2 protein-coding genes are annotated in these 15,746 nt (G+C 71.3%); both read left to right on the top strand.

Features of this window, described 5'->3' with window-relative positions:
* The first annotated feature begins 11 nt into the window (after positions 1–11).
* Positions 12–15,416 (top strand): type I polyketide synthase, encoded by a 15,405-nt coding sequence (locus tag BMW85_RS05300; protein ID WP_091077621.1) that lies wholly within the window; start codon positions 12–14, stop codon positions 15,414–15,416.
* A gap of 4 nt (positions 15,417–15,420) precedes the next feature.
* The coding region (locus BMW85_RS05295) for a beta-ketoacyl synthase N-terminal-like domain-containing protein (RefSeq protein WP_143082131.1) at positions 15,421–15,746 on the top strand (326 nt) is incomplete at its 3' end.

Below are 15,746 nucleotides of genomic sequence, written 5' to 3'. Positions count from 1 at the left end.
GAGATGGACTGATGTCGGGCGATGACCGGCTGCGTGACTACCTGCGCAGGGCCACCGCGGATCTCCAGGAGACCCGGCGGCAGCTGCGCGACGTGACGGAGCGGGCCCGGGAGCCGATCGCGATCGTCGGCATGGCCTGCCGGTACCCGGGCGGGGTGGCCAACCCGGAGGAGCTGTGGAGCCTGGTGGCGGCGGGGCGGGAGGGCATCACCGGCTTCCCCACCGACCGGGGCTGGGACGTGGACGCCCTCTACGACCCGGACCTGACCCGCCCCGGGACCAGCTACGTGGACCGTGGCGGGTTCCTGGCGGGCTCCGGCGAGTTCGACGCCGACTTCTTCGGGATGAGCCCGCGCGAGGCCACCGCCACCGACCCGCAGCAGCGGCTCATCCTGGAGACCTCCTGGGAGGCCCTGGAGCACGCCGGCGTCGACCCGTCCGGGCTGCGGCGCAGCCGTACCGGCGTCTACGTCGGGGTGATGGCCCCGGACTACGCGATCGGCTACGGCCGGGACGTGCCCGAGGCCGAGGGCCTGCTCAGCACCGGATCGCACGGCAGTGTGGTGTCGGGGCGGGTGGCGTACGCGTTCGGCCTGGAAGGGCCGGCGGTGTCGGTGGACACGGCGTGTTCGTCCTCGCTGGTGGCGCTGCACCTGGCGGCGCAGGCGCTGCGTTCGGGTGAGTGTGACCTGGCGCTGGTCGGCGGCGTGACGGTGATGTCCACGCCGGAGACCTTCACCGAGTTCGCCCGGCAGCGAGGGCTGGCCCCGGACGGCCGGGTGAAGGCGTTCGCCGACGGCGCGGACGGCACCGCCTGGGGCGAGGGCGTCGGGGTGCTGGTGGTGGAGCGGCTGTCGGACGCCCGCCGCCACGGGCACCGGGTGCTCGCGGTGGTGCGCGGCGGCGCGGTCAACCAGGACGGCGCGTCGAACGGGCTGACCGCGCCCAACGGTCCTTCCCAGGAGCGGGTGATCTCGCAGGCGCTGACCGCTGCCGGACTGGTGGCCGCGGACGTGGACGTGGTCGAAGCGCACGGCACGGGGACGGCGCTCGGCGACCCGATCGAGGCGCAGGCGCTGCTGGGCACGTATGGCCGGGGGCGGCGGACGCCGTTGTGGCTGGGGTCGGTGAAGTCGAACCTGGGGCACACCCAGGCGGCGGCCGGCGTGGCCGGCGTGATCAAGATGGTCATGGCGATGCGGCACGGGCTGCTGCCCAAGACGCTGCACGTCGATGCGCCGTCGTCGAAGGTGAACTGGTCCGGCGGCGCGGTGGAGCTGCTGACCGAGGCCCGGCAGTGGCCGCGGGTCGAGGGCCGGCCGCGGCGGGCCGGGGTGTCGTCGTTCGGCTTCAGCGGCACCAACGCTCACGTGATCTTGGAAGAGCCGCCCGTCGAGGATGAGGCTTCCGTTTCGTCCGGAACGGAAGGCCCGGCCGTTCCGGTGCCGGTGCCTGTGGTGGTGTCGGCCAAGAGCGAGGTCGCGCTGCGGGCGCAGGCCGACCGGCTGGCCGGGTTCATGGCCGAGCACGACGAGGCCGATGTGCTGGATGTGGCCGTCCAGCTGACCCGAAGGGCCGGCCTGGAGCACCGAGTGGTGCTGCCGGTCGCGGCGGCGGACCGGGAGGGTCTGCTGGCCGGGCTGCGGGCGCTGGCGGCTGGGGAGTTGGAGCCTGCCTCGGTGGTGCGAGGTCGGGTGCGGCCGGGCCGGGTGGCGGTGTTGTTCTCCGGTCAGGGGGCTCAGCGGGCGGGGATGGGGCGCGAGCTGTGTGCGGCTTTCCCGGTGTTCGCTCGTGCCTTCGATGAGGCGTGCTCACTCCTGGAAGCCGAACTCGCGGGGACCGACCTGGCGGGTGGTGTGCGCCTGCGGGAGATCATCCTCGGCGAGGGTGACGTGCTGAACCAGACAGTGTTCGCGCAGGCTGGGCTGTTCGCGTTCGAGACGGCGTTGTACCGGCTGTTGGAGTCGTTCGGGGTCCGGCCTGATTTTGTGGCTGGGCATTCGCTGGGTGAGATCACTGCGGCGCATGTGGCCGGGGTGCTGGAGTTGGCGGATGCGTGCCGGTTGGTGGCTGCTCGTGGCCGGTTGATGCAGGCGTTGCCGGCCGGCGGCGCGATGGCGGCGATCGGTTGCGGTGAAGAAGAGATCGCCCCGGTGCTGGCCGGGCACGACCAGGTGGCCGTGGCGGCGGTGAACGCGCCGGGCGCGGTGGTGGTGTCGGGTGCGGCCGATCAGGTGGCCGAGGTCGTGGAGTGGGCGCGGGAGCGCGGATACCGGACGCGGCCGTTGCGGGTGTCGCACGCGTTCCACTCGCCGTTGATGGAGCCGATGCTGGAGGAGTTCGCCGCGGTGGCGGCGTCGCTTGTCTTCCACCCGCCGACCGTGGCGCTGGTGTCGGGGGTGAGCGGGCAGCCGGCCGGGTCGCAGATCACCGAGCCCGGCTACTGGGTGGAGCATGTGCAGCAGCCGGTACGGTTCGCCGACGTCGTCACCACCCTGCGCGGGCACGGGGTCGGCTGTTTCATCGAGGCCGGTCCGGACGCCCAGCTGACCCCGATGATCGAGCAGACCCTCGCCCACCACGACGACGAGGACCGCCGCGACGGCGAAGAGCCGTCGGTGGTGGCGTTGCTGCGCCGCGACCGGGACGAGACCGCCCAGCTGGTCGCCGGACTGGGTCTGGCCTGGACGCGTGGCACCGGCGTGGACTGGACCGCCTGGCCGGCCTGGACCACCGGGGCCGGACCCCGCATCGGTCACCTGGACCTGCCCACCTATGCCTTCCAGCGGCGGTATTACTGGCTGCTCCCTCCTGGCCGCCCGCAATCGGGTGGAGCCGCCGTCACCGACCGTCCTTCCGTGTTCAAGGTCGCGTGGCGGCAGTTGGAACCGGCGTCGGCGGTGGCCACCGGCGACACATTCGTCATCGATTCCACAGGCGTCGCTGACGCCGATGATGTGATCGAGCGAGTGCGGAGCGCTCTGCGTACGGTCCTGGCCGACTTGCAAGGCTGGTTCGGCGAGGGTGACACGCGGCCGGTGGTGGTGGTGACCCGGGGCGCGGTGACCGTGGCCGACGGTGAGGTGCCGGATCCGGCGCAGGCGGCGGTGTGGGGGCTGGTGCGCGCCGCTCAGTCGGAGGAACCGGGCCGGATCACCCTGGTCGACCTTGACCCAGAGGTGGAAGACGCTGCCGTACCGGCCGCCGTCGACGGTGGTGAGGACGGCCTTGCCGATGATGTGCGTGCCGCGCTGGCTTGTGGCGAGCCTGAGGTGGCGTTGCGCGGCGGCGGGTTGTGGGTGCCGCGGTTGTCGCATGTGGAATCCGTCGACCTGAACGGTCGAGCCTCCTCATCGCCTGTGGGTGAGGAGGCGGCCGGCGAGGAGTCCGTGGCGGCTTGGCCGACCGATGGGACCACGCTGATCACCGGCGGTACGGGTGGGCTGGGTGCTCTGGTGGCCAGGCATCTGGTGGTCGAGCATGGTGTGCGGCATCTGCTGCTGGTCTCTCGCCGGGGCTTGGACGCGCCCGGAGCTGCCGAACTCCGCGACGAGCTGGCCGGGCTGAACGCCGAGGTCACCGTCGCCGCGTGCGACGTGGGTGATCGGGACGCTCTCGCCACGCTGCTGGAAGGGATCTCCGACGCCAACCCTTTGCGTGCGGTGGTGCATGCGGCGGGGGTGGTGGATGACGGGGTGATCTCTTCGTTGTCGGCTGAGCGGGTGGAGGCGGTGCTGCGGCCGAAGGTGGATGCGGCCTGGCATCTGCACGAGCTGACCCGTGATGGTGATCTGGCGCGGTTCGTGGTGTTCTCGTCGCTGGCCGGGGTGGTGGACGGGGCCGGGCAAGGGAACTACGCGGCGGCCAACGCCTTCGTCGATGCGCTGGCGGTGGCCCGGGCTGGTGAGGGTCTGCCGGCGGTGTCGCTGGCATGGGGGCCGTGGTCCGAGGAACGGGGCATGGCCGGCCGGATCGGCGCGCGGGATGAGGCGCGGATGCGCGCCTCGGGACATGTCTCGCTGACCGCGGATCAGGGCCTGGCCCTGCTGGACGCCGGCTTGGAAGCCGGTCAGGCGCACCTGGTGGCGGCCCGGTTCGATCCGGCCGCGCTGGGACGACGAGATGATCTGCCGGCTCTGTTGCGTGAGCTGGCCGGTCCCGCCGCGCGTCCCGCCGCCGACACCTCTGCAGCTGGCGGGGATGGTGAGGTGCCGCCGGTGGTGGCAGAGCTGGCGCATCTGTCGGCTCAGCAGCGCCAGCGGCGGTTGCTGGATGTGGTCTGTGGTCAGGCCGCGGCCACCTTGGGCCACGACAGCGCTGAGGCCATCGATGCCGATCGGCCTTTCCAGGAGTTCGGGTTCGATTCGCTGACCGCGGTGGAGCTGCGTAACCGGCTGCACACGGTGACCGGGCTGCGGCTCACTCCCACCCTGGTGTTCGATCACCCGACTCCGCGCGCGCTGGCGGCGCATCTGGATGCCGCTCTGTCGGGGACCGTTGCCCGCCGTCCGGTTCCGGCCGCCACGCCTAGCGGCTCTGCTGGTGATCCGATCGTGGTGGTCGGGATGGCGTGTCGTTTCCCCGGCCAGGTGACCAGTCCGGAAGACCTTTGGCAGTTGCTGGTCGATGACCGTGATGGCATCACCGGTTTCCCCACCGACCGAGGCTGGAACTTGGGATCGCTGTTCCATCCGGATCCCGATCACTCGGGAACGTCGTACGTACGCACCGGCGGATTCCTGTCCGGTGCCGCCGACTTCGACCCGGAGTTCTTCGCGCTCAGCCCGCGCGAAGCGGCGGCGATGGATCCCCAGCAGCGACTCATCCTGGAAACCTCCTGGGAGGCCCTGGAGCAGGCCGGCATCGACCCGTCCGGACTGCGCGGCACCCCGACCGGGGTGTTCACCGGGGTGATGGCCAACGACTACGGGTCCGGCGCGCTCACCACACCGGAGGCCGAGGGCCTGGTGGCCACCGGAACACAGGGCAGTGTGGTGTCCGGGCGGGTGTCGTACGCGTTCGGCCTGGAGGGGCCGGCGGTGTCGGTGGACACGGCGTGTTCGTCGTCGTTGGTGGCGTTGCATCTGGCGGCGCAGGCGTTGCGTTCGGGTGAGTGTGATCTGGCGCTGGCCGGTGGTGTGACGGTGATGGCCACGCCGGATGCGTTTGTGGAGTTCTCGCGGCAGCGGGGGCTTGCCGCTGATGGGCGGTGCAAGTCGTTCGCCGAGGCGGCTGACGGTGTCGGCTGGGGCGAGGGCGTCGGCGTCCTGGTGGTGGAGCGGCTGTCCGACGCTCGCCGCCACGGCCATCGGGTGCTGGCGGTGCTGCGTGGCAGCGCGGTCAACCAGGATGGGGCGTCCAACGGGCTGACCGCGCCGAACGGCCCCTCTCAGGAGCGGGTGATCGCTCAGGCGTTGGCTGCCGCTGAGCTCACGCCGGGCGATGTGGACGTGGTCGAAGCGCATGGCACGGGCACCGCGCTGGGTGACCCGATCGAGGCGCAGGCGCTGTTGGCCGCCTACGGCCAGGACCGGCAGGCGCCGCTGTGGCTGGGGTCGGTGAAGTCCAACCTGGGCCACACCCAGGCGGCTGCCGGCGTCGCCGGTGTGATCAAGATGATCCTGGCGATGCGGCACGGGTTGTTGCCCAAGACGCTGCATGTGGATGCGCCGTCGTCGAAGGTGGACTGGTCCGGCGGGGCGGTGGAGTTGCTGACCGAGCCCCAGCCCTGGCCCCAGGACACGGACCGGCCGCGCCGGGCGGGGGTGTCGTCGTTCGGCATCTCCGGCACCAACGCCCACGTCATCCTCGAAGAACCCCCTGCCGTTGGCGCCGACACAGTTGCGCCGACGGCGGAGATCGTGGCCGACGCGGTGCGGGACGATGGCGAGCCCACCCAAGAGCGGGCTGCCATCTCCGCCACAGCCTCCGACGAGACGGAAGACACCGCCGCGACCCCGCTGCTTCCGGTGCTGCTGTCGGCCAAGAGCGAGGCGGCGTTGCGGGCGCAGGCCGGTCGGCTGGCTGGGTTCGTGGCCGAGCACGATGCGGCCGGTCCGGTGGAGGTGGCGGCCGGGCTGGCGCGCCGGGCTGCGCTGGAGCATCGGGCGGTGCTGCCGGCGGCGGACCGGGAGGCTCTGCTGGCCGGGCTGCGAGCGCTGGCCACCGACGAGCCGGCGGCTTTGGCGATACGGGGCAGGGTGAGGCCGGGCCGGGTGGCGGTGCTGTTCTCCGGTCAGGGTGCCCAGCGACCCGGGATGGGGCGTGAGCTGTATGCGGCTTTCCCGGTATTCGCCCGCGCCTTCGATGAGGCGTGTGCGTTGCTGGAGGCCGAGCTCACGGCCGAGGTGGTGACCGACCTGGCCGGTGGCGTGGGCCTGCGGGAGATCATCCTCGGCGAGAGCGACGTGCTGGACCAGACGGTGTTCGCGCAAGCCGGCCTGTTCGCCTTCGAGACAGCGCTCTACCGACTCCTCGAATCCCTGGGCATCCAGCCTGACTTCGTGGCCGGACATTCGCTCGGTGAGATCACCGCCGCGCATGTGGCCGGGGTGCTGGATCTGGCGGACGCGTGCCGGTTGGTGGCCGCTCGTGGCCGGTTGATGCAGGCGTTGCCGGCCGGCGGCGCGATGGCCGCGATCGGTTGCGGTGAAGAAGAGATCGCCCCGGTGCTGGCCGGGCACGACCAGGTGGCTGTGGCTGCGGTGAACGCGCCCGGTGCCGTGGTGGTCTCAGGCGCGGCCGGTCAGGTGGAGCAGGTCATCGAGTGGGCGCGACAGCAGGGGTATCGGACCCGGCCGTTGCGGGTGTCGCACGCGTTCCACTCGCCGCTCATGGAGCCGATGCTGGCCGAGTTCAGGCAGGTCGTGGCGGGGTTGACGTTGCGACGGCCGGAGCTGGCGCTGGTGTCCAACGTCTCAGGTGACCTGGCCGGCGAAGAGATCACCGATCCCGGTTACTGGGTGGAGCATGTGCGGCGGCCGGTCCGGTTCGCCGACACCGTCACCACCTTGCAGGGGCACGGAGTCAGCTGTTTCATCGAGGCCGGCCCGGACGCGCAGCTGACCCCGATGATCGAGCAAACGCTCACCCACCAGGACGGCGAAGAGTCCTCGGTGGTGGCCCTGCTGCGCCGCGACCGGGACGAGACCAGCCAGCTGATCGCCGGACTGGGCCAAGCATGGATGTGCGGCATCGGCGTGGACTGGACCGCCTGGCCGACCGACCCGGCCGGTGCCCGCATCGACGACCTGGATCTGCCCACCTATCCCTTCCAGCATCGCCGCTACTGGCTGCAGTCGGCTCCAACTGGCGACCCGGCCGCGCTCGGCCAGACCGCCGCCGACCACCCGATCCTGGGTGCAGTGGTGGAGCAGCCCGACGGAGGAGCGATCTTGACCGGCCGGTTGTCGGTCACCGCTCAGCCGTGGCTGGTCGATCATGCCATCAACGGCACTCCGATCCTGCCCGGTACCGCCTTCGTCGAGCTCGCCCTGCACGCCGGTGACCAGGTCGGCTGCCCGGCCATCGACGAACTCACCCTGCACACCCCCCTGCCCATCGCCGACACCAGCGGTGGCATCGTCGTACAGGTCACCGTGACCGCGCCGGACGAGGACGGCCGACGGCAGATCGGCATCCACTCCAAGGACGACGACGGGCAGTGGACCCGGCACGCCACCGGCACTCTCACCCCCACCCCCGCCATCCCGGCCGACCTGAGCCACGCCTGGCCGCCGCCGGGTGCGGAGCCGCTGGACGCCACCGGTCTGTACGACCGCCTGGTCGACCACGGTTACGGCTACGGCCCCGCGTTCCACGGCCTCGCCCGTGCCTGGCAACACGGCGACGACCTCTACGCCGACATCACCCTCCCCGAAGAAGCCGGACAGACCACCCGATACGGCCTACACCCCGCCCTCTTCGACGCGACGACGCACGTGGCGCTGCTGGCCGGAGAGGACGCCGGGGAGGGCGGCCCGCTGATCCCGTTCAACTGGAACGGCGTCACCCTGCACGCCATCGGCGCCACCGCGCTGCGAGTACGGCTGCACCCGGAGCCGGATGGTGGGTTCCGCCTGGACCTGGCCGACCCCACCGGCCGGCCGGTGGCCACCCTGGAGACGGTGGCGTCCCGGCCGGCGGCCGAGGCGGATCCGTCGGCACCGACCGCGGCGTCGGTGGCGCGCTGGGTCACCGAGGTGGTGTGGCGACCGCTGACCGGAGCCTCCGCCGCCGACAACGGGGGAGAACCGGCGCTGCGTGACGGCACCGCCGTGGTGGACGCCACCGGCGACGCCGGCGACACCGCTGGTGACCTGCCGGACAAGGTACGGCTCCGCGTCGGAGCGGTACTGGCGGAGCTCCAGGCCCGGCTCGCGGAGGAGGACCAGCAACCTGTGCTGGTGGCCACCCGGGGCGCGGTCGCCGTGACCGACGGAGAGACGCCGGACCCGGCGGGCGCGGCAGTCTGGGGACTGGTGCGCGCGGCCCAGCAGGAACACCCCGGCCGGATCACGCTGGTCGACCTGGAGCCGGCGCGGACGAGAGGGCGCGCCGCACCCGCCGACGGGACGGGCGCACAGTCGGAGCTGAGCACCCTGGAGAGCTCGGCGCTATCCGACGACGAGCCAGAAGTGGCCATCCGCAGTGACCGGTCATGGGTACCCCGGCTGGAGCGGGCCCGCCTCGGCGAGGAGCCTGCGGCGGCGGCCTGGCCGGTCGATGGGACCACGCTGATCACCGGCGGCACCGGTGGGCTCGGTGCTCTGGTGGCGCGGCATCTGGTGGACGAGCATGGTGTGCGGCATCTGCTGCTGGTCTCCCGCCGGGGCTTGGACGCGCCCGGAGCTGCCGAGCTCCGCGACGAGCTGGCAGAGCAGGGTGCCGAGGTCACCGTCGCCGCTGTTGACGTGGGTGATCGGGACGCCCTGGCCGTGCTGCTGGAGGGGATCTCCGACGCCAACCCTTTGCGTGCGGTGGTGCATGCGGCGGGGGTGGTGGATGACGGGGTGATCTCGTCGTTGTCGGCGGAGCGGGTGGGGGCGGTGCTGCGGCCGAAGGTGGATGCGGCCTGGCATCTGGATGAGTTGACGCGTAAGCGGGATGTGGCGCGGTTTGTGGTGTTCTCTTCGCTGGCGGGCACGTTGGGTGCGGCGGGGCAGGGGAACTATGCGGCGGCCAATGCCGCGTTGGATGCGTTGGCGGTGTCCCGGGTCGGGGCTGGCCTGCCGGCGGTTTCGCTGGCGTGGGGTGTGTGGGACGCCGAGGAGGGCATGGCCGGTCGGTTGTCCGATCGGGAGCGGGAGCGGATGGTGCGGGAGGGGTTGATCCCGCTGTCTGCTGGTGTGGGTCTGTCGGTGCTGGACCGGGTGGTGGTCGAGGACCGGCGCGGCGTCGTGGTGGCCGCCGGTTGGTCGCTGGGTGCATTGCGTGCGGGGTCGGCCGAGCGGTTGCCGGCGTTGTTGCGTGACCTGGTGGGTGTGCGGCGCAGGGCCGCGGCGGATGTTCCGGCGGGCGGTGGCTCGTTCGCCGACCGGCTGGCCGACCTGTCCGCCGCAGAGCGTCAGACCGCGGTGACGGAACTGGTACGCGCACAGGCGGCCGCGGTTCTGGGGTACGGCGCGGCCGAGTCGGTCCCGGTGGATCGGGCCTTCCAAGAACTGGGCGTCGACTCGCTGATGGCAGTGGACCTGCGGAACCGGCTGGGCCGGGCGGTCGGCCTCACCCTCCCGGCGACGCTGATCTTCGACCATCCGTCGGTGAAGGCGCTGACGGAGTTCGTGCTGCGTCGGCTGGTGGGCGGGCAGGCCGACCAGCGGAGGACCAGGCGTCCGGCGGCGGTTACCGACGATCCCGTCGTGATCGTGGGGATGGCCTGTCGTTATCCGGGTGGGGTGGATGACCCGGAGCGGTTGTGGCGGTTGCTGGTCGATGGTGTGGACGCGGTGGGCGGGTTCCCGGGCGATCGTGGCTGGGATGTGGCTGGTCTTTATGATCCGGAGCCGGGGAAGCCGGGTCGGAGTTATGCGCGGGAGGGTGGGTTCCTGTACGGAGCGGCGGAGTTTGATCCGGCGTTCTTCGGGATCAGTCCGCGTGAGGCGGCGGAGATGGATCCGCAGGAGCGGCAGTTTCTGGAGGTGTGCTGGGCGGGGTTGGAGCGGGCCGGGATCGATCCGACGTCGCTGCGGGAGAGCAGTGCCGGTGTGTTCGCCGGGGTGATGTATCACGACTATGCGCCGTCGGGTACGGGTGGGGCCACGATTTCCGGCCGGGTCGCCTACACGCTGGGCTTGGAAGGGCCGGCGGTGTCGGTGGACACGGCGTGTTCGTCGTCGCTGGTGGCGCTGCACCTGGCAGCGCAGGCGTTGCGTTCGGGTGAGTGTGATCTGGCGCTGGCCGGTGGTGTGACGGTGATGGCCACGCCGGATGCGTTTGTGGAGTTCTCGCGGCAGCGGGGGCTTGCCGCTGATGGGCGGTGCAAGTCGTTCGCCGAGGCGGCTGACGGTGTCGGCTGGGGCGAGGGCGTCGGCGTGCTGGTGGTGGAGCGGCTGTCCGACGCTCGCCGCCACGGCCATCGGGTGCTGGCGGTGCTGCGCGGCAGTGCGGTCAATCAGGATGGGGCGTCGAATGGGTTGACGGCGCCTAATGGTCCTTCTCAGGAGCGGGTGATCGCTCAGGCGCTGGCGTCGGCGGGTATCGGTCCTGCGCAGGTGGACGTGGTCGAAGGACACGGCACCGGCACCGCGCTCGGTGACCCGATCGAGGCGCAGGCGCTGCTGGCGGCCTACGGTCAGGACCGGCAGTCGCCGTTGTGGCTGGGGTCGGTGAAGTCGAATCTGGGTCACACTCAGGCGGCGGCCGGGGTGGCCGGCATCATCAAGATGATCCTGGCGATGCGGCACGGGCTGCTGCCCAAGACGCTGCATGTGGACGCGCCGTCGTCGAAGGTGGAATGGTCCGGCGGCGCGGTGGAGTTGCTGACCGAAGCTCAGCCCTGGCCGCGCGCTGCGGATCGGACGCGTCGGGCGGGGGTGTCGTCGTTCGGCATCTCCGGCACCAACGCCCACATCATCCTCGAAGAACCCCCGGCCGAGGAAGAGCCGCTGCGCGAGCCGCGCACCGGGGAGCCGTCGGGCGAGCGGGACAGTCGCGCGACCGTAACGGCCGAGGGCGGCCCCGTGCCGGTGGTGGTGTCGGCCAAGAACGAGGCCGCGCTGCGGGCACAGGCCGGTCAGCTGGCCGGGTTCATGACCGAGCACGACGAGGCCGATGTGCTGAGTGTGGCCGTCGAGCTGACTCGAAGGGCTGCCTTGGAGCACCGGGCGGTGCTGCCAGCGGCGGACCGGGAGGCTCTGCTGGCCGGGCTGCGAGCGCTGGCCACCGACGAGCCGGCGGCTGCGGTGGTGGGCCGGGTGCGGCCGGGCCGGGTGGCGGTGCTGTTCTCCGGTCAGGGTGCCCAGCGGCCCGGGATGGGCCGTGAGCTGTATGCGGCTTTCCCGGTGTTCGCCCGCGCCTTCGACGAGGCGTGCTCACTCCTGGAAGCCGAACTCACTGCCGAGGTGGTGACCGACCTGGCGGGTGGTGTACGCCTGCGGGAGATCATCCTCGGCGAGGGCGATGGTTCTGCTGCCGATGGGGTGCTGGATCAGACGGTGTTCGCGCAAGCCGGCCTGTTCGCCTTCGAGACGGCGCTGTTCCGGTTGCTGGAGTCGTTCGGGGTCCGGCCTGATTTTGTGGCTGGGCATTCGCTGGGCGAGATCACCGCCGCGCATGTAGCTGGGGTGCTGGATCTGGCGGATGCGTGCCGGTTGGTGGCCGCTCGTGGCCGGTTGATGCAGGCGCTGCCGGCCGGCGGCGCGATGGCCGCGATCGGTTGCGGCGAAGAAGAGATCGCCCCGGTACTGCATGGCGAGATCTCGGTGGCGGCGGTGAACGCGCCCGGCGCGGTCGTGGTCTCGGGCGCCTCCGACCAGGTGCAGCAGGTCATCGAGTGGGCGCGGCAGCAGGGGTATCGGACCCGGCCGCTGCGGGTTTCGCACGCGTTCCACTCACCGCTCATGGAGCCGATGCTGGCCGAGTTCGAGCAGGTCGTCGCGGGGCTGACGCTGCGGCGGCCAGAGCTGGCGCTGGTGTCCAACGTCTCAGGTGACCTGGCCGACGAAGAGATCACCGATCCCGGTTACTGGGTGGAGCATGTGCGGCGGCCGGTCCGGTTCGCCGACACCGTCACCACTCTGCACGGGCACGGGGTCGGCTGTTTCATCGAGGCCGGTCCGGACGCGCAGTTGACCCCGATGATCGAGCAGGCCCTCGCCCACGACGACAACGAGGACCGTCGCGACGGCGAAGAGCCGTCGGTGGTGGCGTTGCTGCGCCGCGATCGGGACGAGACCGCTCAACTGGTCTCCGGGCTGGGTCTGGCCTGGACGCGTGGCATCGATGTGCACTGGACCGCCTGGCCGACCGGTGCCCGAACTGGCCATCTGGATCTGCCTACTTATCCCTTCCAGCATCGCCGCTACTGGGTGCATTCGGCTCCGGCTGGTGACCCGGCCGCGCTCGGTCTGGGTGCCGCCGATCACCCGATCTTGGGCGCGGTGGTGGAGCAGCCGGACGGCGGAGCGATCCTGACCGGCCGGTTGTCGGTCAGCGCCCAGCCCTGGCTGGCCGATCATGCCATCAACGGCACTCCGATCCTGCCTGGCACCGCCTTCGTCGAGCTCGCCTTGCGCGCGGGTGACCAGGTCGGCTGCCCGGTCATCGACGAGCTCACTCTGCACGCCCCCCTGCCCATCCCCGACACTACCGAGAGCATCACTCTCCAGATCATCCTGAGCTCGCCCGACGAAGACGGCCGGCACCAGATCGGCATCCACTCGAAGGACGACCACGGACACTGGACCCAGCACGCCACCGGCACCCTCACTCCCGTCATCCCCGCCGACACCCCAGCGGATTTGAGCGATGCCTGGCCGCCTCCAGGCGCCCAGTCTTTGGACACCACCGGTCTGTACGACCGCCTGGTCGACCACGGTTACGGCTACGGTCCCGCGTTCCACGGCCTCACCCGGGCCTGGGCAGACGGCGACGACCTGTATGCCGAGGTGTCGCTGCCGACCGATCTCGCTGATCCGGCGGGTTACGGCGTGCACCCCGCGCTGCTCGACGCGGCATTGCACGTGGGCATGCTGGCCGGGCAGGACGGCGGGCAGGGGGAGGAAGGTCCGCTGATTCCGTTCAACTGGAACGGGATCACCCTGCACGCCGCCGGTGCCACCACACTTCGAGTACGCTCGCGCCGGCTGGACGGTGACGCGGTCACCCGGCTGGATGTGGCCGATCCGGCCGGTCGGCCGGTGGTGTCGGTGGAGGCGCTGACCGCGCGACCGCTGGCTCCCGGGCAGTTGAGCGGCGCGGTCCCGTCCCGGTGGTTGTACGAGGTGGCCTGGCGGCCACTGGCCACCGAGATCTCGGCCGGTGCCGGGGTGCTGGATGTCGCGATGCTGAACGTCGCTTCTTCGGCGGGAGCGGGATCTGCTGCCCCAGGTGCGGGGGCTGGTGGCGGGGAGCCGGTGGACGGTGACGTCCCGGTCCGGGTACGGCGGGCCGTCGGGGACGTGCTGGGCGAGTTGCAGACGTGGTTGGCCGAGGGCGACACGCGGCCGGTGGTGGTGGTGACCCGGGGCGCGGTGGCCGTGGCCGACGGCGAGACGCCGGATCCCGCGCAGGCAGCGGTCTGGGGCCTGGTGCGAGCCGCTCAGGCGGAGGAACCCGGCCGGATCACCCTGGTCGACCTCGACCCAGAGGCGCAAGACGCGCAGGCCGCTCTCGGTGAGGAGGGGGCATCGGCGAGTGCTGTGCCGGTCACCATCGACGGGAGTGAGGACGGCCTTTCGGGTGGTGTGCGCGCCGCGCTGGCTACTGGTGAGCCGGAGGTGGCGCTGCGCGACGGCCGGCTGTGGGCGTCCCGGATGACGCACATCGCATCCCCCGACCCGGACGGCGGAGCCTTCTCGCCCGGCAAGGTGGGCGGTAAGGATGCCGACATGACGTGGCCGGTCGATGGGACCACGCTGATCACCGGTGGTACCGGTGGGTTGGGTGCTCTGGTGGCGCGGCATCTGGTGGTCGAGCATGGTGTGCGGCATCTGCTGCTGGTCTCCCGGCGGGGCTTGGATGCTCCGGGCGCTGCCGAGCTCCGCGACGAGCTGGCAGAGCAGGGTGCCGAGGTCACTGTCGCTGCGTGCGACGTGGGTGATCGGGACGCTCTCGCTGTTGTGCTGGAGGGGATCTCTGACGCCAGTCCTTTGCGTGCGGTGGTGCATGCGGCGGGGGTGGTGGATGACGGGGTGATCTCTTCGTTGTCCGCCGAGCGGGTGGGGGCGGTGCTGCGGCCGAAGGTGGATGCGGCCTGGCATCTGGATGAGTTGACCCGTAAGCGGGATGTGGCGCGGTTTGTGGTGTTCTCTTCGCTGGCGGGCACGTTGGGTGCGGCGGGGCAGGGGAACTATGCGGCGGCCAATGCCGCGTTGGATGCGTTGGCGGTGTCCCGGGTCGGGGCTGGTCTGCCGGCGGTTTCGCTGGCGTGGGGTGTGTGGGACGCCGAGGAGGGCATGGCCGGTCGGTTGTCCGATCGGGAGCGGGAGCGGATGGTGCGGGAGGGGTTGATCCCGCTGTCTGCTGGTGTGGGTCTGTCGGTGCTGGACCGGGTGGTGGCCGAGGACCGGCGCGGTGTCGTGGTGGCCGCCGGTTGGTCGCTGGGTGCGTTGCGTGCGGGGTCGGCCGAGCGGTTGCCGGCGTTGTTGCGTGACCTGGTGGGTGTGCGGCGCAGGGCTGCGGCGGATGTTCCGGCGGGCGGTGGCTCGTTCGCCGACCGGCTGGCGGAGCTGTCCGCCGCAGAGCGCGAGGCGGCGGTGCTGGAGCTGGTACGCGCACGGGCAGCGGCGGTGCTCGGCCACGATTCGCCCGCGTCCGTACCAGTGGATCAGGCATTCCAGGAGCTGGGCGTCGACTCGCTGGCGGCGGTGGAGCTGCGGAACGGCCTCGGTGCCGCGCTGGGGCTCCGGCTACCGACCACCTTGGTGTTCGACCATCCATCGGTCCGAGCGGTCGTCGACTACCTGATCAAGCGGATAGCACCGAAGACCGACGGCGGGGATCACGGCGCCGCCGACGGCCGGGACGAGACGGCGATCCGCGCAGCGCTGCAGACCGTGCCGCTGGCGACACTACGCGCCGCCGGGCTGCTGGACGCGCTGCTGGAGCTCGCCGGAGTGCGCCCCGACGGTGCGAACGGAGCCGCAGCCCCAGACGAGACGGCGGACCTCGACGCGATCGACGAACTGGATGCCGAAAGCCTGATCAGGATGGCGCTGAACAACGGGCAGCCGGATGACGAGACTGAGGAGGGCTGAGGAGATGGCGGAGGGTGACGGGAAGCTCGTCGAGGCACTGCGTGCTTCTCTCCGGGAGACGGCCAAACTGCGCCAGCAGAACCGCGCGCTGACGGCCCGCGCTCGGGAGCCGATCGCGATCGTGGGAATGGCCTGTCGTTATCCGGGTGGGGTGGATGACCCGGAGCGGTTGTGGCGGTTGCTGGTCGATGGTGTGGACGCGGTGGGTGGGTTTCCTGGCGATCGTGGCTGGGACGTGGCTGGTCTTTATGATCCGGAGCCGGGGAAGCCGGGTCGGAGTTATGCGCGGGAGGGTGGGTTCCTGTACGGAGCGGCGGAGTTTGATCCGGC

This window comes from Nonomuraea wenchangensis (assembly GCF_900111685.1).
Taxonomy (GTDB): domain Bacteria; phylum Actinomycetota; class Actinomycetes; order Streptosporangiales; family Streptosporangiaceae; genus Nonomuraea; species Nonomuraea wenchangensis.
Note: the sequence above shows the minus strand (reverse complement) of the source record. Positions and strands in the feature narration are given on the sequence as shown.